The sequence below is a fragment of the Streptomyces sp. DSM 106670 genome (genome assembly GCF_055792845.1).
In genome coordinates this window covers 1,860,328-1,878,693 of record NZ_CM147704.1, presented here as the reverse complement: position 1 = coordinate 1,878,693, position 18,366 = coordinate 1,860,328, and the positions used below count along the sequence as shown (strand labels likewise).

The 18,366-nt window shown below is 72.7% G+C and carries 15 protein-coding genes; 3 read left to right on the top strand and 12 right to left on the bottom strand.

What is annotated here, in order from left to right; all coding sequences use genetic code 11:
- Nucleotides 1–65: 65 nt before the first annotated feature.
- From sucB to ACSMXR_RS08205, 4 genes are all read right to left on the bottom strand, one after another.
- The gene (gene sucB, locus ACSMXR_RS08220; RefSeq protein WP_473171508.1) at nt 66–1,859 is read right to left on the bottom strand and encodes a 2-oxoglutarate dehydrogenase, E2 component, dihydrolipoamide succinyltransferase; all 1,794 of its coding nucleotides are present in this window, start codon (nt 1,857–1,859) and stop codon (nt 66–68) included.
- A gap of 62 nt (nt 1,860–1,921) precedes the next feature.
- Entirely contained in the window at nt 1,922–3,310 is a 1,389-nt protein-coding gene (gene lpdA / locus ACSMXR_RS08215; RefSeq protein WP_137232748.1) for a dihydrolipoyl dehydrogenase, read from the bottom strand.
- Between the two features lie 356 nt (nt 3,311–3,666).
- Nucleotides 3,667–5,214, bottom strand: a complete 1,548-nt coding sequence (locus tag ACSMXR_RS08210) for a leucyl aminopeptidase (protein WP_473171507.1) — start codon at nt 5,212–5,214, stop codon at nt 3,667–3,669.
- A gap of 183 nt (nt 5,215–5,397) precedes the next feature.
- Nucleotides 5,398–6,180: an adenosylcobinamide-GDP ribazoletransferase gene (locus tag ACSMXR_RS08205; protein WP_473171506.1), complete on the bottom strand. Its 783-nt coding sequence runs from the start codon at nt 6,178–6,180 to the stop codon at nt 5,398–5,400.
- An 88-nt stretch (nt 6,181–6,268) separates the two neighbouring features.
- On the opposite strand from ACSMXR_RS08205, the gene ACSMXR_RS08200 reads away from it, so the two are divergent.
- Complete coding sequence (locus ACSMXR_RS08200) at nt 6,269–7,033, top strand: hypothetical protein (protein WP_137232745.1); 765 nt, start codon at nt 6,269–6,271, stop codon at nt 7,031–7,033.
- Here ACSMXR_RS08200 and ACSMXR_RS08195 read toward each other — a convergent pair.
- The 4 genes from ACSMXR_RS08195 to ACSMXR_RS08180 all read right to left on the bottom strand — a co-directional run bounded on the left by ACSMXR_RS08195 (nt 6,931) and on the right by ACSMXR_RS08180 (nt 12,050).
- Complete coding sequence (locus ACSMXR_RS08195; protein WP_473171505.1) at nt 6,931–7,731, bottom strand: hypothetical protein; 801 nt, start codon at nt 7,729–7,731, stop codon at nt 6,931–6,933. The two genes, ACSMXR_RS08200 and ACSMXR_RS08195, sit on opposite strands and share 103 nt — an antisense overlap.
- A complete protein-coding gene (locus tag ACSMXR_RS08190; protein WP_381794356.1) occupies nt 7,728–9,509 on the bottom strand; it encodes a phosphatidylglycerol lysyltransferase domain-containing protein in 1,782 nt (593 codons plus the stop codon). Before ACSMXR_RS08190 ends, ACSMXR_RS08195 begins: the two co-directional genes overlap by 4 nt.
- Before the next feature lie 87 nt (nt 9,510–9,596).
- Nucleotides 9,597–10,709 carry a nicotinate-nucleotide--dimethylbenzimidazole phosphoribosyltransferase gene (cobT, locus tag ACSMXR_RS08185; protein WP_218527813.1) on the bottom strand — a complete coding sequence of 371 codons (1,113 nt, stop codon included), beginning with the start codon at nt 10,707–10,709 and terminating at the stop codon, nt 9,597–9,599.
- A gap of 138 nt (nt 10,710–10,847) precedes the next feature.
- A complete protein-coding gene (locus tag ACSMXR_RS08180) occupies nt 10,848–12,050 on the bottom strand; it encodes a bifunctional adenosylcobinamide kinase/adenosylcobinamide-phosphate guanylyltransferase (protein ID WP_376184692.1) in 1,203 nt (400 codons plus the stop codon).
- Nucleotides 12,051–12,129: 79 nt separating this feature from the next.
- On the opposite strand from ACSMXR_RS08180, the gene ACSMXR_RS08175 reads away from it, so the two are divergent.
- Entirely contained in the window at nt 12,130–12,339 is a 210-nt protein-coding gene (locus tag ACSMXR_RS08175) for a hypothetical protein (protein ID WP_030080718.1), read from the top strand.
- 78 nt (nt 12,340–12,417) lie between these two features.
- Here the strand turns inward: ACSMXR_RS08175 and ACSMXR_RS08170 are convergent, their stop codons facing one another.
- From ACSMXR_RS08170 to ACSMXR_RS08160, 3 genes are all read right to left on the bottom strand, one after another.
- Complete coding sequence (locus ACSMXR_RS08170; protein ID WP_137232740.1) at nt 12,418–13,503, bottom strand: S1C family serine protease; 1,086 nt, start codon at nt 13,501–13,503, stop codon at nt 12,418–12,420.
- A gap of 60 nt (nt 13,504–13,563) precedes the next feature.
- Nucleotides 13,564–14,805, bottom strand: coding sequence for an MFS transporter (locus tag ACSMXR_RS08165; RefSeq protein WP_473171504.1), 1,242 nt, complete (start codon nt 14,803–14,805; stop codon nt 13,564–13,566).
- A gap of 312 nt (nt 14,806–15,117) precedes the next feature.
- Nucleotides 15,118–15,486, bottom strand: a complete 369-nt coding sequence (locus ACSMXR_RS08160; RefSeq protein WP_473171503.1) for a hypothetical protein — start codon at nt 15,484–15,486, stop codon at nt 15,118–15,120.
- A gap of 59 nt (nt 15,487–15,545) precedes the next feature.
- On the opposite strand from ACSMXR_RS08160, the gene ACSMXR_RS08155 reads away from it, so the two are divergent.
- Nucleotides 15,546–17,024: a helix-turn-helix domain-containing protein gene (locus tag ACSMXR_RS08155; RefSeq protein WP_473172351.1), complete on the top strand. Its 1,479-nt coding sequence runs from the start codon at nt 15,546–15,548 to the stop codon at nt 17,022–17,024.
- Nucleotides 17,025–17,041: 17 nt separating this feature from the next.
- Here the strand turns inward: ACSMXR_RS08155 and ACSMXR_RS08150 are convergent, their stop codons facing one another.
- Nucleotides 17,042–18,280, bottom strand: coding sequence for an IS701 family transposase (locus ACSMXR_RS08150; protein ID WP_455431468.1), 1,239 nt, complete (start codon nt 18,278–18,280; stop codon nt 17,042–17,044).
- Nucleotides 18,281–18,366: the final 86 nt, after the last annotated feature.

Here is an 18,366-nt window from a genome sequence, read left to right as displayed (position 1 = left end):
GGCGCCCCCGCCCGGAAGAGTTCCGGACGGGGGCGCCGCTGGTGAGGCTGGTTACAGCGGGGCGTTCAGAGGCCGAGCTCGACCTCGAACTCACCGGCCTCCAGGATCGCCTTGACCGAGGTCAGGTAACGGGCGGCGTCCGCGCCGTCCACCAGACGGTGGTCGTAGGAGAGCGAGAGGTACGTCATGTCGCGCACCGCGATGGTCTCGCCGAGGTCCGGGTGATCGATGACCACCGGACGGCGGACCGTCGCGCCGATGCCCAGGATGGCGGCCTGGTTCGGCGGCACGATGACCGTGTCGAACAGGGCGCCGCGCGAACCGGTGTTGCTGATGGTGAAGGTGGCGCCGGACATGTCGTCCGGCGTCAGGCCGCCACCGCGCGCCTTGCCCGCGAGCTCCGCGGTCTTCTTGGCGATACCGGCGATGTTCAGGTCGCCCGCACCCTTGATGACCGGGGTCATCAGACCCTTCTCGGCGTCCACGGCGATGCCGATGTTCTCCGAGTCGAAGTACGTGATGGTGCCCTCGTCCTCGTTGATCCGGGCGTTGACGACCGGGTGGGCCTTCAGCGCCTGGGCCGCCGCCTTCACGAAGAACGGCATCGGGGACAGCTTGACGCCCTCACGGGCGGCGAAGGAGGCCTTCGCCTGGTTGCGCAGCTTCATCAGCTTGGTGATGTCGACCTCGAGGACCGAGGTCAGCTGGGCCTGCGAGTGCAGCGCCTTCATCATGTTCTCGCCGATGACCTTGCGCATGCGGGTCATCTTGACCGTCTGACCGCGCAGCGGGGACGCCTCCAGCTTCGGCGCCTTGGCGGCCGCCGGAGCAGCAGCCGGAGCCGGGGCAGCGGCGGCGGCCTTGGCGGCCTCCGCGGCGGCGACGACGTCCTGCTTGCGGATACGGCCACCGACGCCGGTGCCCTTGACCGAGCTCAGGTCCACGTTGTTCTCGGACGCGAGCTTGCGGACCAGCGGCGTGACGTACGCGCCGTCGTCACCGGTGGGCGCGGCCGGGGCGGCCGGCGCCGGGGCGACGGGGGCGGGCTGCGCCGGAGCCGGGGCCGGAGCGGCGGGCGCCGACGGGGCCTGGACCGGGGCCGGAGCCGGAGCCGGTGCCGGGGCGGCCGGAGCCGGAGCGGCGGGGGCGGCCGGTGCCGGGGCGGGAGCCGCGGGGGCCTCCTGGGCCGGGGCGGCGGGCTGCGCCGGAGCGGCGGCCGGAGCCGCGCCCGGGGCGCCGATGACGGCGAGCTTGGCGCCGACCTCGGCGGTCTCGTCCTCGCCGACCACGATCTCCAGCAGCACACCGGCGACCGGGGCGGGGATCTCGGTGTCGACCTTGTCCGTGGAGACCTCCAGCAGCGGCTCGTCCTCGGCCACCTCCTCGCCGACCTCCTTGAGCCAGCGGGTGACGGTGCCCTCGGTGACGCTCTCGCCGAGCGCCGGGAGGGTGACGTCGGTGCCGGACGCGCCACCGGCCGGGGCGGCGGCCGGAGCCGGGGCCTCGGGAGCCGGAGCGGCGGGGGCCTCGGCGACCGGGGCCGGAGCCTCGGCCGGAGCGGCGGGGGCCTCGGCGGCGGGGGCCGCGGCGGCGGGGGCCGCGGCCTCGGCCGGAGCGCCCGAGCCGTCGTCGATGACGGCCAGCTCGGCGCCGACCTCGACGGTCTCGTCCTCGGCGACCTTGATGGAAGCCAGCACACCGGACGCGGGGGCGGGGATCTCGGTGTCGACCTTGTCGGTCGAGACCTCGAGCAACGGCTCGTCGGCCTCGACGCGCTCGCCCTCGGCCTTCAGCCAACGGGTGACAGTGCCCTCGGTGACGCTCTCGCCGAGCGCCGGAAGGGTTACGGAAACCGACATGGTTTCAGTTGCTCCTTACGAAAATGCGGAAGTGGTCGGTCGTCGCGCCCGGGACCGGGGGATCAGTCGTGGGCGTGGAGAGGCTTGCCGGCCAGCGCCAGGTGAGCCTCGCCCATCGCCTCGTTCTGCGTCGGGTGTGCGTGGATGAGCTGGGCGACCTCGGCGGGCAGCGCCTCCCAGTTGTAGATCAGCTGGGCTTCGCCGACCTGCTCGCCCATGCGGTCGCCGACCATGTGGACGCCGACCACGGCACCGTCCTTGACCTGGACGAGCTTGATCTCGCCCGCGGTCTTCAGGATCTTGCTCTTGCCGTTGCCCGCGAGGTTGTACTTGAGGGCGACGACCTTGTCCGCGCCGTAGATCTCCTTGGCCTTGGCCTCGGTGATGCCGACGGAGGCGACCTCGGGGTGGCAGTACGTCACCTTGGGCACGCCGTCGTAGTCGACCGGGACGGTCTTGAGACCGGCCAGCCGCTCGGCCACCAGGATGCCCTCGGCGAAGCCGACGTGGGCGAGCTGGAGGGTCGGGACGAGGTCGCCGACGGCCGAGATCGTGGGCACGTTGGTCTGCATGTACTCGTCGACCAGGACATAGCCGCGGTCCATCGCGACGCCCTGCTCCTCGTAACCGAGGCCCTGCGAGACCGGGCCGCGGCCGATCGCGACGAGGAGGATCTCCGCCTCGAAGGTCTTGCCGTCGGCGAGCGTCACGCGGACGCCGTCCTGGGTGTACTCGGCCTTGTCGAAGAAGGTGCCGAGGTTGAACTTGATGCCGCGCTTGCGGAACGCGCGCTCAAGAAGCTTGGAGCTGTTCTCGTCCTCGACCGGGACGAGGTGCTTGAGGCCCTCGACGATGGTGACCTCGGTGCCGAACGACTTCCACGCCGAGGCGAACTCGACGCCGATGACGCCGCCGCCGAGCACGATCGCGGACTTCGGCACGCGGTCCAGCTTCAGCGCGTGGTCCGAGGAGATGATCCGGTTGCCGTCGATCTCCAGGCCGGGCAGCGACTTCGGCACGGAGCCGGTCGCCAGCAGCACGTGGCGGCCCTGGATGCGCTGGCCGTTCACGTCCACCGAGGTGGGCGAGGAGAGCTTGCCCTCACCCTCGATGTAGTGGACCTTGCGCGAGGCGATGAGACCCTGGAGACCCTTGTACAGGCCCGAGATCACCTCGTCCTTGTACTTGTTGACGGCCTCCATGTCGATGCCCTCGAAGGTGGCCTTCACGCCGAACTGGGCCGACTCGCGGGCCTGGTCCGCGATCTCGCCCGCGTGCAGCAGTGCCTTCGTGGGAATGCAGCCGTTGTGCAGGCAGGTGCCGCCGACCTTGCCCTTCTCGATCAGGGCGACGTCCAGGCCCAGCTGCGCTCCGCGCAGGGCCGCGGCGTAACCGCCACTGCCACCGCCGAGGATCACTAGGTCGAAAACGGTGCTGGCGTCGTTCGCCACGTCACGTCCTCCATGCATGTGCGCCGTACGCCGGGCCCCGTCGCTGGGGTGTGACCGGCCGGTCGGCTGGTGTGCGGCCGCTTTTGTCTTCGGCCCTGTGGTGGGGGCCCTGTCCTGCCGAGAACCCATCTTCGCACTTGTCGACGGTGGGCGGGACGCGGGGCCCGGGTCCGGGACGGACGATCATCCGTTCCGGAGGGTTACTGCTGCGTAGATACCTACGGATTCGGTCGGTGTTCGTCGAGAGCGAAACCCGGTCTCCGCTCACCGGTTCCGCTCCGGACGGTCCCGCCCGGGCAACACGTACGGCCCCGGACCTATGCCCGGGGCCGTACGTGTCATCGGCGGGGTCCGGCTCAGCCGAGGTCGCCGTCGGCGGTGCGCTCGGCGAGCCGCACCAGGGTGCGGACCGCGGAGCCGGTGCCGCCCTTGGGCGTGTAGCCGTACGGCGCGCCCTCGTGGAAGGCCGGGCCGGCGATGTCCAGGTGCGCCCAGGCGATGCCCTCGCCCACGAACTCTTTCAGGAACAGACCGGCGACCAGGCCGCCGCCCATCCGCTCGCCCATGTTGGCGATGTCGGCGGTGGGGGAGTCCATGCCCTTGCGCAGGTCGGCGGGGAGCGGCATCGGCCACGAGGGCTCGCCGACCTCCTCGGCGATCTCGTGGATCGACGTACGGAAGGCGTCGTCGTTGGCCATGATCCCGAAGGTGCGGTTGCCGAGCGCCAGCACCATCGCACCGGTCAGGGTCGCCACGTCGACGATCGCGTCCGGCTTCTCCTCCGAGGCGCGGGTCAGCGCGTCGGCCAGGACGAGCCGGCCCTCGGCGTCGGTGTTGAGGACCTCGACGGTCTTGCCGCTGTACATGCGCAGCACGTCACCGGGGCGGGTGGCGTTGCCGGAGGGCATGTTCTCGGCCAGCGCCAGCCAGCCGGTGACGTTGACCTTCAGGCCCAGGCGGGCGGCCGTGACGACGGCGGCGAACACGGCGGCGGCGCCGCTCATGTCGCACTTCATCGTCTCGTTGTGGCCGGCCGGCTTGAGCGAGATGCCGCCGGAGTCGTAGGTGATGCCCTTGCCCACCAGGGCCAGGGCCTTCTCCGCCTTGGGGTGCGTGTAGGCGAGCTTCACCAGGCGCGGGCCGTGCGTGGAGCCCTGGCCGACGCCCAGGAGACCGCCGAAGCCGCCCTTGACGAGCGCCTTCTCGTCGAGGACCTGGACCTTGATGCCGTGCTCCTTGCCCGCGGCGGTGGCCACGGCGGCGAAGGACTCGGGGTACAGGTCGTTCGGCGGGGTGTTGATCAGGTCGCGGGCCCGGTTGATCTCCTCGACCAGCGCGAGGGCGCGCTCGACCGCGGCCTTGTAGGCCTTGTCGCGCGGCTTGGCGCCGAGCAGGGCCACCTCGGCGAGCGGCAGCTTCGGGCCGTTGTCCTTGGACTTCGCGTCCTTGGGGGCCAGCTTGTTCTCGCCGCCCTGGTAGGCGGTGAAGGCGTACGAGCCGAGGAGCGCGCCCTCGGCGACGGCGGCGGCGTCCTCGACGGAGCCGGCGGGCAGCGCGAAGCCGGCCTTCTTGGAACCGGTCAGCGCACGGGCGGCGGTGCCCGCCGCGCGGCGCAGCGCCTCGGCGTCGTACGCGTCCTCCTTGTCCGGGACCGGACCGAGACCGACCGCGACGACGACCGGGGCCTTGAGGCCGGACGCGGCGGGCAGCTTGGTCAGTTCGCCCTCGGCACCGGTGGCACCCAGGGTCTCGAGGACGGCGGCGAGCTTTCCGTCGAACGCCTTGTCCACGGCCTCGGAACCGGGCGCCAGGACCGGTCCCTTGACGCCCTTGGCGACGCCGACGACGAGTGCGTCGGCGCGCAGCGTCGCCGCACCGGCAGTGCTGAGAGTGAGAGCAGTCACGGTGGTGAAATCTCGCTTCCGTTGAGTTCGAGTTCGGTCGAGGGGTGGGCCGACCGTGCCCGGCGCATCGTAGACGCCCCGACGATGTGCCGGGAATGAGCCTACGCGCGCGGTTCCTGCTCCGTGACGGCGGCGGGCCGTTCCCTGCCGCCGGGCCGGGGATCGCCCCGAAGTGCCGTGCCGTCAGGTGCCGAGCGTCAGTACCACCAGGGTCGCCGTCGCCGCGGTCTCCTCGACGCCCCCGAAGACGTCCCCGGTGACCCCGCCGAACCGCCGTACGCAGTGCCGCAGCAGCAGTTCGGCGGCGGCGAGCGCGCCGAGCACCGCCAGCGCGTGGCGCAGCGCCGCGTACGGGCCCAGCAGCGCGCCCGCCGCCGCGCACAGCGCCACCGTCACCACCACCGCGAGCAGCGCCCGCCCGGCCGGGACCGTGGCGGCCACCGTCGCCCCGAGCCCCTCCGGCCGGGCCGCCGGGACGCCCTGACGGGACGCCAGGGTCAGCGCGAGCCGGGCGGCGACGGCCGCGACGACGGCCCCGAGCGCCCCGTGCGCCCAGCCCTGCCCGTACAGCTCGAAGAGGACCGCGACCTGGGCCAGCAGGACCAGCAGGAGCGTGATGACACCGAACGGCCCAATGTCGGACTGCTTCATGATCCGCAGCGCGTCCTCGGCCGGCTTCCCGCTGCCGAGGCCGTCCGCCGTGTCCGCCAGGCCGTCCAGATGCAGCCCCCGGGTGAGCGCGGCCGGCACCGCGACGGAGGCCACCGCCGCGAGCAGCGGCCCCGGGCCGGCCAGCAGCGACAGCGAGCCGAGGGCGGCGGCGAGCAGCCCCACGACGAGCCCGGCGAGCGGGGCGCAGAGCATCCCGGCGCGGGCGGTCGCGCGGTCCCAGCGGGTCACGCGGACGGGGAGCACGGTCAGGGTGCCGAAGGCGAAACGCAGCCCGTGGCTGTTCAGGGAGGTCACCGCGCGCAGGCTACCGCCGGCGCCCGCCGATAGATTGGCCGAAACACGGCAAATCGCGGTGAAACCGGATGTATCGGGAGTGGGTGGCATGGGTCACTGGTGGCACGACAACATCACGGAGCCGGGCAAGCTGCCGCTGCTCCTGGCGCTGGCCGCCTTCGTCCTGACCTTCGCGATCACCCGCACCATCACCCGCATGATCCGGGCCGGGAAGGGCCCGTTCCGCAACATCACCCCGGGCGGGGTGCACATCCACCACGTGGTGCCGGGGGTCGTGCTCTCGGTGATCGGCGGGTTCGGCGCGGTGGCCAGCGGGCGGCAGGGCGTGGCCGCCGGGGTCTGCGCGGTGATCTTCGGGGTGGGGGCCGGTCTGGTGCTCGACGAGTTCGCGCTGATCCTGCATCTGGACGACGTGTACTGGACCGAGGAGGGCCGGCAGAGCGTGGAGGTGGTCGTGCTGACCGCCGCGCTGGTGCTGCTGGTCCTGGCGGGCTTCTCCCCGCTCGGCGTCGACGACGTCACCGACGAGGAGCAGCAGGGCCGCTTCGGCGTCATCACCACGTACGTGATCAACTTCTGCTTCGTCCTGATCGCCCTGTTCAAGGGCAAGACGCGGATGGCGGTGCTCGGCACCCTCGTCCCGTTCGTCGCGCTGGTCGGCGCGATCCGGCTGGCCCGCCCCACCTCGCCCTGGGCCAGGCGGTTCTACCGCCACCGCCACCGGGCCCGCTCCAGGGCGCTGCTGCGGGCCTACCACCACGACGTGCGCTGGGTCGGGCCGCGCCGGAAGTTCCAGGACCTCATCGGCGGCGCCCCGGACCGGGTCCCGCTGCCGCCGTCGCCCAGACCCTGAAGCGCCCCGGAGCCGCCCGCACCCGGGTCCCGAGCGCCGCTCCGCCGCCCGAGCCACTCCCGTACGCCGCACACCACCAGGACGCCGGCGATGGCGGCCAGATGCTCGCGGCCCGCCAGGTTGTCCTTGACGATGACCTCCACCACCATCGCGAGGACCACCAGCGCCCCGGTGAACCAGGCGCGTTGCCGGTGGCAGACGTACACCGCGAGCCCCACGACCGCCGCCGAAGGGCCGGTGTCCACCACCTGCGCGTCCGATGCGGGCAGCCCGGGGAACGTCCCGGGGCCGAGCGCGACGCCGATCCGGGCGTACAGCGTCCCCGCCAGCGTCGCTACGTACGCGACGGCCAGCGTGCGCCACCGCCCCAGGCACACCTCCGCGATGCCGAACACCAGCAGGATCTGCGCCAGCGCGCCCCACACCGGCAGATCGAGCGCGGGCACGAACAGCGACAGCGGCGTCCGCAGCAGGGCGAGCCAGAGCGGGTCCTCGGCCCGTACGGCACCGAGGTTCTGCACCGGCCGGTAGCCCCACCCCTGGTTCTGCACCACCTGGACGGTCGCCGTCAGCGCCACCGCGGTCAGCGTCAGCGCGAGCGCCCGCACCCACCGTCCGGCGAGCCCCCGCCGTACGGTCGCGCACAGCGGGCCCCACTCCCGTACCGCCGCCCGGCCCAGGGCCGGGAGACGGCTCATCTACGGGCGCCCAGGTGCGAGCGGTGCAGCCACTTCGGCAGCCCCGGCGCTTCCAGGAACCCTTCGGCGCGCCCGGCCGCGAGGGCGATGCGCGCCAGGTCGGCGCTCTTCTCGAACAGCATGAAACGCGGCTCCCAGATCGGTCGGTACTTGGCGTTGGCCCGGTAGAGCGACTCGATCTGCCACCAGCGCGAGAAGAAGCTCAGCAGCGAACGCCACAGCCTCAGCACCGGTCCCGCGCCGAGCCGCGATCCCCTCTCGAAGACGGACCGGAACATCGCGAAGTTGAGCGACACCTGAGTGATCCCGATCTCGCCCGAGCGCTGGAGCAGCTGGATCACCATGAACTCCATCAGCCCGTTCTCCGCGTCCCGGTCGCGGCGCATCAGGTCGAGCGAGAGGCCGTGCGGACCCCAGGGCACGAAGCTCAGGAGCGCGCGCAGTTCGCCGGCGGTCCCGTCCTCGCCCGCGTCGCGGCACTCCAGCATCACGCACTGCCCGTCGGCCGGGTCACCGAGTCGGCCGAGCGCCATGGAGAAGCCGCGCTCGGTCTCCCCGTCACGCCAATCGTCGGCGCGCCGTACCAGGTCGGTCATCTCCTGCTCGGGAATGTCCGCGTGCCGCCGGATCGTCACCTCGTACCCGGCGCGCTTGACCCGGTTGTAGGCCTGGCGGACCGTACGCATCGCCCGCCCGTCGAGCGTGAACTCCGCCGTCTCCACGATGGCCTCGTCGCCCAGCTCCAGTGCGTCCAGGCCGTGCCGGGCGTAGACGGTGCCCGCCTCCTCGCTCGCGCCCATCACGGCCGGGATCCAGCCGTGCTCCCGGGCCTCGGCCAGCCACGGGTCGATCGCGCCGGGCCAGGCCTCCGGATCGCCGATCGGGTCACCGGAGGCCAGGGACACCCCGCCGACGACCCGGTAGACGACGGCGGCCTTCCTGGTCGGCGACCAGAGGGCGCTCTTCTCGCGGCGCAGCGCGAAGTAGCCGAGGGAGTCCCGGTCGCCGTGCTTGTCGAGCAGGACCCGAAGCTGCGCCTCGTCATCGGCGGAGAGCGGGTCGACCGCGCGGCGGGCGCGGAAGGCGGCGTACACGACGGCGATCAGCAGCAGGGTGGACAGGATGTTGATGACGACGTTGACCCAGCCGGGGGTGGTGATCCCCGGGAACCGGGAGTCGTCGGCGGCCACCGAGACCAGTCGGAGCGCCCCGTAGCGCCAGCGGTCCAGGAAGGTGGAGCGGTACTCGTCGTGGGCGGTGTTGGTGACCGTCACCAGGGCGGCGGCGACGAGCGAGGTGACCAGCAGACCCACCACGGCGACCAGGGCCGCCAGCTTCGGGTTGGAGCGGTCGCCCTTGGCGTAGAACTCCCGCCGGCCCAGCAGCAGCGCCACGACGAACGCGGCGGTCAGCGCCAGCGAGATCCAGTTCTGGGCGTGCTGGCGGAACTCGGCGAAGAACAGCGCCAGGACCAGGAGCAGCAGCACCAGCCCGCTCAGCACCAGGTTGACGATCCAGGCGGCCCGCTTGCGTCGCCGCATGGTGACCGCCAGGAACAGCGCGATCACCCCGGAGGAGAAGCCGGCGGTGAGCAGGTAGGGCGTGACGTAGTTCTCGGAGTTGTGCCGCCGCAGGTCCTGGCCGAAGGTCACCCAGATCGCGCTGAGGAAATTGATGAACGAGACGACACGCAGATACCAGATGGCGAACGCCGCGCTCCGCCTGGACCGGGTGGTGCTGTGCCGGGCTGATTCCTGGACCGCTCGAACCTCTCCCATGAGAGGTGATCATATGGCCCAATACGGACTTATGTGGTTTTAGTACCTTCCGGGCGACCCGACGGGACGCCCGGAGCACCTCGTCCGTCAGGTCGCGTCGAGAGCCTGCGCCCCGCTCTCTTCCGGCTGCTCCGGACCCTCGTCCTCGTCCGCGGTCTTCTCCGGCTCGCGCTCCGGCAGTTCGGCGGCCAGCGCCGCCGCGGCCTGCACCAGCGGCAGGGCCAGCAGCGCGCCGCTGCCCTCGCCGACCGTCACCCCGTGGTCCAGCAGCGGGGTCAGCGCCATCCGGTCCAGCGCCTTCGTCTGCGCGGGCTCCCCGCTGACCTGGCCCGCCAGCCACCAGTCCGGCGCCCGGAACGCCGCCCGCTGCGCCACCAGCGCACAGGCCGCCGAGACCACCCCGTCCAGGATCACCGGCATCCGGCGTACCGCGCTCTGCAGCAGGAAGCCCGTCATCGCCGCCAGGTCCGCCCCGCCGGAGGTGGCCAGCAGCTCCAGCTGGTCGCCGAGCACCGGCCGGGCCCGGCGCAGCGCGTCCCGGATCGCCGCGCACTTGCGCATCCACGCCAGGTCGTCGATGCCCGCGCCACCGCGCCCGGTCACCACGGAGGCGTCCGTTCCGCAGAGCGCGGCGACCAGGGTGGCCGCGGCCGTCGTCCCGCCCACGCTGAGGTCGCCGAGCACCACCAGATCGGTGCCGGAGTCCGCCTCCTCGTCGGCGACGGCCATGCCCAGCCGGACGGCCTGCTCGGCCTCCTCGGCGCTCATCGCGTCCTCGACGTCGATCCGCCCCGAACCCCGCCGCACCCGGTGCCGCACCACGGACTCGGGCAGCAGCTCCGGATCGCAGTCCAGCGACACGTCCACGATCCGCATCGGCACCGAGAAGCGCCGCGCCAGCACCGCGACCGGGCTCGCCCCGTCGAGGGCGGAGCGCACCAGCTCGTACCCGCCTCCCGCCGGCCGGCCGGAGACGCCCAGCTCCGCCACCCCGTGGTCACCGGCGAAGAGCACCAGACGCGGCTGCTCCACGGCCCTGACCGGCACGGACTGCTGCGCGGCGCTGAGCCACTCGCCCAGCTCGTCGAGCCGCCCGAGCGCCCCCGGCGGTACGGTCAGCCGCTCGCGCCGCTCCTCGGCATCGCGCCGCACACCCCCGTCGGGGCGTTGGATCAGGTCGGAGAAGTCGTCCAGGTTCACGGAGGTCTGCCTCGCGGGTCGTCACGTCGGGTCCGGTGCGGGAACCCGGCGGCGGGCCCCCTGGGGCGTGTCCGCCCTGCCCGGAACAGTACCGGTCGGCCCCCGGGGCGGGCCCGGCCCCGAAGGGCACGGCCCGACTCACCCGCGCAGCACCAGCACCTGACCCGCCACCACCAGCAGCACCTGCTCGCACTCGGCCGCCACCGCCGCGTTCAGCCGCCCCAGCTCGTCCCGGAACCGCCGCCCCGCCGACGTCGCCGGAACCACCCCCGACCCCACCTCGTTGGTCACCAGCACCACCGGCCGCCGGGTCCCGCGCACCGCCGCGACCAGCTCCGCGACCCGCGCCCGCAACGCCTTCTCGCCGCCGTCGTGCCACCGCTCGTCCTCCCAGGCCGCCACCCGGTCCATCGCGTCGGTCAGCCACAGCGACAGGCAGTCGATCAGCAGCGGCGGCCCGTCCGCCCGCAGCAGCTCCGTGAGCTCACAGGTCTCCTCGGTCCGCCAGGCGCCCGGTCTGCGCTCCCGGTGCAGTCCGACCCGGGCCGCCCACTCCGGGTCGCCGTCGCGACGGCCGCCGGTCGCCACGTACACCACCTCCGGGAACGTCTCCAGGCGCTGCTCCGCCTCCAGCGACTTCCCCGACCGCGCGCCCCCGGTCACCAGCACCCGGCGCGGCACGTCCGGCACCGCGTGATACTCGCCCACCACCAGCGTCGTCCCGTCCGGCACCGCCCGCGCCCCGGCCGCCGCGAGCCGCCGCTCCAGCGCCGCGCCCGGCGGGGCGTCGTGGTCCAGGTGGACCGCGATCACCTCGGTCGTCGGGCCGACCGCACCGGCCGACCGCAGCCGGGCCACCGCGTCGGGCCGCGCGATCACATCGAGGACGACCATGTCGTAGTGCTGCTCCGCCCGCCCGTCGAGCCCCGCGGGCGCGGCCCCCGGCGGCAGGTAGAGCAGCCGCTCGCCCTCCGGCGCGGTCACCTCGTACCCGGTCCCCGGCGCGTCCATCGCCACCGCCCGCACCCGGTGCCCGCTGATCAGCGTCAGGACCTGGCCGTCCGGCACCCGGGCGGCCGGCGGCAGCAGGGCGGGCAGCTCGACGGCGGGCCCGTCGTGCGGATGGGTCAGCAGCACCTGCCGGACCGCGGCCAGCGAGTGCCCCGCGCGGGCGGCCGCGAACACCGCTCCGGGGGTGAGGTCCAGCAGCAGCGCGTCGTCGACCAGCAGGGCCGTCGCGGCCCGCGCCCACGGACCGCGGGCCGAGGCGCAGACCGCGCAGGGGCAGGAGGGGCGCGGCAGCCCTTCGGGGGCTCCGGTGCCGAGCAGAGTCAGTTCCACACCTTGATCCTCCCGCGTCCCCCGGCCAGGTGCGCGCCCGGCTAGGCTGCGGAGCAGCAACGCGACCCGGGAGGCTGGCATGGCGTGGACGTGGCGGTTCGAGAAGTCCGACGGTACGGAGACGGAGCCGGCGCTGCAGCCGGAGGAGTTCACCACCCAGGGCGACGCGGAGTCCTGGATCGGTGAGTACTGGAAAGAGCTCCTGGAGGGCGGCGCCGCACAGGTGACGCTCTTCGAGGACACCACCAAGATCTACGGCCCGATGAGCCTGCAGGCCGACAGCGCCTGACGCCCGGCCCACGGGAAGGGGCGGTACGGGAAACCCCGTACCGCCCCTGTCTTCAGGTCCTTCAGGTCCTTCAGGGGATCAGATCTCCCCGAGCGTGACCTCCGCCGTCCGGCTGTCGCCGTCGCGGGTGTACGTCACCGTCACCTTCTGGCCCGGCTTGTCACCCGCCAGCGCCTCCGAGAGCGAGGTGATCGTGGTGACCGGGGTGTCCCCGATCTTCGTGATCGTGTCGCCGGGCTTCAGCCCCGCCTTGTCCGCCGCGCCGCCCCGGTCCACGCTGACCAGCGCCACCCCGGCCGGGCGGTAGTTGTCGTCGACGACCGTACGGCCGGTGATGTTCAGCGCGGCCCGGCCCGAGTCGGTGACCTTGCCGTCCTTGATGATCTGGTCCGCGACCGTCTTCACCATGGAGACGGGGATCGCGAAACCGATGCCCGGCGCCGCGCTGTCGCCCATCTGCGGGTCGGTCGCCGCGAGGGTCGGAATGCCGATCACCTGGCTGTCCAGATTGACCAGCGCCCCACCGCTGTTGCCCGGATTGATCGCCGCGGACGTCTGCACCATGTTGGCGATCGTCGCCCCCGTGCCCCCGCCCGCCCGGCTCTCGCTCACGGTCCGGCCGAGCGCCGAGACGATGCCCTGGGTGACGCTGCTGGACAGACCGAGCGGCGAGCCCATCGCCAGCACGATCTGGCCCACCTCGACCCTCTCCGCGTCGCCGAACTTCGCGGGCTTCAGCCCGTCCGGCACGTCGTCGAGCTTGATCACGGCCAGGTCCTGCTCCGGGTAGGAGGAGACCAGCGAGGCGTTCAGCACCGCCTCCCCGGTGGCCACGCTGACCTTGAACTTCTTCTCGTCGCCGACCACATGGGCATTGGTGACGATGTGCCCCCGGTCGTCGTAGACCACCCCGGAACCGAGGCTGTCCGAGGCGTCGATCTGCACCACCGACGGCAGCACATCGTTGATGACGGCCTGGTAGGCGTCCTGCAGATCGTCGGGGGCGCGCTTGACCGCACCCTGCGCCGTGCCCGACGCGGGGGCCTCGGGCGCCGGGGCCGGCGCCGTACCGGAACAGCCGCCCGCCAGGGCTAGGGCGCAGACGGCGGCGGACAGGGGGATCAGCAGCCTGCGCGCCCGGCTGCGGGAGGGGGATGCGTCCATATCCGGAGTCTGGTCGCCGGCCCGTTCGGGTGCCCGTACTGATGGGCCGAACGGGACTGCTCAGCGGAAGTCGCCGGCGTGGTCCCGCGCCTTGAAGGCGCCCGCGCCGCCGAAGATCACCGCGGCGAGGAGCAGGCAGAGCACGGTGAACCCGGCCACGCCGTAGAAGCCCTCGAACTCGGTCAGCAGGACGCCGCCGACGAATCCGCCGATGGTCGTGCCGATGTACAGCGCCGTGGTCGCCAGCGAGGAGACCGTGCCCCTGGCAGCCGTGGTCCGGGACAGCAGCATGGCCATGAAGATCGGGTAGTTGATGCCGAGCATCGCGGAGCCGAGGGCCAGCAGGGTGACGGCGACGGCCAGGTTCGGCGCGAACGGAACGGCGCCGTACAGCAGGACGAGCGCGACGAACGTGCAGGCGAGCGTGCGCGGTTCGCCGAGCCGCTTGATGACATGACTGCCGAACACCGAGGTCAGCGCCATGCCGACGCCGAGCGCCATCATGGCGGCGCCGATGGCGCTCACTCCGAGTCCGAAGTCGCGCGAGAGCCAGGAGCCGATGAAGGAGATGGTCTCGAAGACCCCGGTCTGGTAGGCGAGATAGCCCACCAGGTACCAGGTGAAGATACGGGAGCGGAAGAGTCCCGCGTAGGTCGCGAAGAAGCCGGTCCGCTCGGTGGCGGGGCTGGCCTGGACCGAGGGGAAGACCCTGAAGAGGACGAGCCAGGCCACCGCGGAGAGACCGGCCACCGCGAAGAACGGGACGTGCCAGGAGCTGGCGGCGAGCCAGCCGCCGAGCGGAACGCCCACGACCTGGGAGATCGACATTCCGGCGCCGGCGAATCCCATGGTCTTGACCACCGCGTTCCCGGGAACCAGCACGGGGATGGAGGCCCAGATCTGCGGAGTGACGAGCGCGGCCGACATCCCGGCGAGCACCCGGAAGAGGATCATGCTCCAGAAGCCCTGGGCCACCCCGCACAGCGCGGTCGCCGCGGCGAAGCCGGCGAAGCCGAGCAGCAGCACGCTGCGGCGGTCGCGGCCGTCCGAGAGCGGGCCCGCCACGAGGGCGAACAGGGCGAAGCCGAGGGCGTAGGCACTGACCATCCAGCCGGAGACGCTGGTGGTCACGCCGAACTCGTCGGACAGCGTCGGGAGCATCGGCGCCACCAGGAAGGTGTCGGTTCCGATGACGAACATGGTGACGAAGGACAGCCAGGCGATCACCGTGCTGGAGGGCTTTCGCGAGGGGTACCGCCGTCGTCGCTGAGGTCGCGAGGTGCTCGGTCGAACAGCGCTCATCGCGTTTTCGCCCTTTCCGTGGTGACCGCCCGTCATGACAAACGGATGCGTGGATGCGCAGCCGTGTTCGCTGTCCGATGGCTGCGGAGAAATGGTGCGGACCCGAAGGCGGCTGAGCGAAGCCGCGCGCGAAACTATGTCAAGTCGACGGTGGGACCCGGCGGTTCCGCGGCTGCCGGCCGCCGGAAGACGGGCACGGCTTGCCGCGTCGTGCGAGCGCCGATTACGCTCCGGCGGCGATCTTGACTTCTCGGCCGGGGGGATTCGGTGGACTCGGAGAACGATTCAGCGGAATCAGAGAACTCACAGACCTCAGAGAGCTCGGAGAACACGGAGAGCGATTTCGGAGTCGGCGAGATTCTCGACCTGCTGGCCAGGGACGCCCCTCCCGGAGACTTCGAGAGCCTGCTCCGCCGGGCCGACGGGCTTCCCCTCGGACCCGGCCCGATGAGCCGGCTCCAGCACGCCGTCCGTACGGCGCTGGACATCCGTGCCACGGCCGAGCGGCAACGCCGGCGCGAGTCCGCCCTGGCGGCCCTGGTCGACACCGGGCGGGACATCTTCCGCCACAAGGGCCTGGACGAGCGCCTCGACGTCGTGACCCGGCACGCACGACGGCTGCTGGGCCTCGACATGGCCTACGTCAGCCTGCGGATCGCGGACGGCGGCAGCTACGTCCACAACTCCGACGGTGACACCACGGCCCTCAACGTCGGCCTGGAGATGGACCGGGACGCGGTCTGGGGGAGCTGGCGCAGGACCGCAGCGCCCCGTACTGGACCGCCGACTACCTGGCGGACGACAGCTTTCCGCACACCGAGGAGATCGACGAGGTCGTCCGTTCCGAAGGCCTGCACGCGGTGCTCGCCGTGCCGATGTCGAGCGGTGGCCGGATGGTGGGAGCGCTGTACGGCGCGTCCCGGGCGGTCCGGCACTTCTCACCGGACGAGGTCAGCCTGCTGCGTCTGCTGGCCGACCTGTCGGCGCCGGCGATCGAGGCGACCAGGCGGATGGACGGGGTCCGCTCCGAACTGACCCGCGCGCTCGCCGAGAGCACCCGCCTCGACGAGGAACTCGCCGCGGCCCGCCGTCTGGCCGAGGCCCAGACCACGCTCTCCGGCATGTGCCTGGAGGGCCGGAGCCTCCAGGACATCGTCCGGTACGCGGCGGGCATGCTGGGCGGCGACCTGGCGGTGAGCGACGCGGCCGGACGCGTGCTGGCCGGCACCGGCGAGCCGCCCCGGGCCGACACCGCCGCGATGGTGCGCAGCATGGTCGACTCCCGGGAGAGCGCCTCCGCCGTGAAACTCGCGGACGACCTGTGGGCCGCCCATGTGACCACCGGCGTGGAAGGCCCGGGACTGCTCATCTGCCGGACCGGGGAGGCGTTCGGCGAGGAGCGGCGACGCCTGCTGCACTTCACCGCGCAGACCGTCGCCACCGTGCTGCTGCGCCACGACCTGGCGACCGCCGCCGGCCCGATCCGCGACGACTACCTCGACGATCTGCTCTCCGGCACCTCCGGCGCTCCACGCCATCTCGCCGAGCGGGCCCACCGGTTGGGACTCGACCCGGCGGCCGACCACGTGATGGTGGTGCTGCGGCCCGAGGGCAAGCAGGGCGAGGCGGCGGTCTGGGCCTCCTCCTACGCCTACCGGCACGCCGGTCTGAAGACCGTACGCCGCGAGTGCCTGGTGCTGCTCCTGCCGGGCTCGGACCCCTCGGCCGCGGCCAGGAGCGCGGTCGACGAACTGACGGGGCTGCTCGGCCACGCCGTGTCGGCCGGCGCCGCCGGACCGGTCCACGACTTCGCCTCGGCGGACAAGGCCTACCGGGAAGCGGTGCGCTGCCTGGACACACTCATCGCGATCGGCGGCCGCGGCGGCGTCGCGGCCGCCGGCGACCTGGGCTTCCTCGGTCTGCTGGTCGCCGACGACCATGATGTGGACGCCTTCGTCGCCTCCGCCATCGGCCCGGTCCTCGACTACGACCGGCAGCGCTCGACCGACCTGGTCCGCACGCTGGACGCGTACTTCGCCAACGGCGGCAGCCCCAGCCGTGCCGCGCTCGAACTGCATGTGCACACCAATACCGTGGCGCGCCGCCTGGAGCGGATCACCGACCTCCTCGGGGCCGACTGGCAGCAGTCGGCGACCGCGCTGGAGATCCAGCTCGCGCTCCGTCTCCAACGCGCCCGCGAGGCCGTCCGGCGTCCCTGAGCCGGGACCGCGCCGGATCAGGCGGACCGGGGTCCGCGCCCGGCGGACACGGACCGCGGCCCGCTCAGCGCGGCGACGGCGTGAGCGGCCGAGGCCAGGGTGATGTGACGGTGCCAGCCGTTGAACGACCGGCCCTCGAAGTCCTTGAGGCCCACGTCCTCCCCGACGGCGGCGAGATCGCGGCAGGCCCTCCCGCCCAGCCGCGTCAGCCGCAGCAGCGCCGGAGCGGGCGCCGACGTCATGTTGGTCACCCACAGGGCCTGCGGAGAGTGCCCCGCCCCGTCCCACTCGCCGAGCAGCAACAGCTCCCCGCGGTACGGATCGGCCCCGCCCCGCCCACCGCCCTCCGCGCCCACCCGGACGGCCGCCGTCAGCGTTCCCCGCGACTCGCGGTACGCGCCCGGCTCGTCGGCCCACTCCACACCGCGCCGCAACCGCATCGCGGCCGTGGCGATCAGCCCGGCCGGCACCGGAGCGCCGCCCCGGCCGGGCAGTGCGGGATCGTGGACGGTGAGCCGCGCCGTTCCGCCGATCCGGGCGATCACCGGGATGCCCGCCTCGGTGAACCGGCCCATGGTGGCGGCGGCGTGGGCGATGTGGGTGTTCAGCACCACCGGACGCGACGGCATGTCCCAGGAGCCCAGGACGTCCAGCGCCGCGGTCGCCGCGCACTCCTCCAGCGTCTCCTCCCGCGTGCCTTCCGGAATCTCGGCCTGCCGCCGTCGCACCGGGTCCTGAACCCAGGAACCGGACAGGAACAGCCGCCAGTTGACGGGTGAGTTGAGGGTCCTCGATCCGTACCAGACACCGAAGGCCCGCTGTCCGCGGAAGGCTCCGAGGCACGGATCGAAACCCTGGTCGACCCCGACGGACCGGTCACCGGCCTTGGGAATCGGCATCGGGTGCACCACCCAGGCCCGGGGCGGCGCGATCCGGGTGAGATATCCCGCCAGCGCCTGCCGGACCGGTCTCCAGTCCCACGTGGAGCTGGAGATGAAGTGGTGCAGGCTCTGCTCGGTCGCCGCACCGCCGACGTGCGCGGCGATGTTGCGGATGGACTTGCGGCCGGGGGTGTTCAGCATGCCGCGCAGATACTGCTCGCCCTTGCGCCGCTGGTCGCTCCTGGCGAAGGAGGCGAACAGCACGTCGGCCATCTCCCGGGTCGCCTCCTCCCGTCCGCCTCTCCGCGCTGTGCCCGGCCACCGCACGGGGACCTCCGCCGCGTCCCGTACCGCCGTGGCTTCGTCGCATGACACGGTCATTCGCTCCCCCTCGTGCACCCGTGATACCGGCCTACCGCCAGGGTGACCCGGCGGAGGCGGCCGTGCAGAGGTGTCCCGAC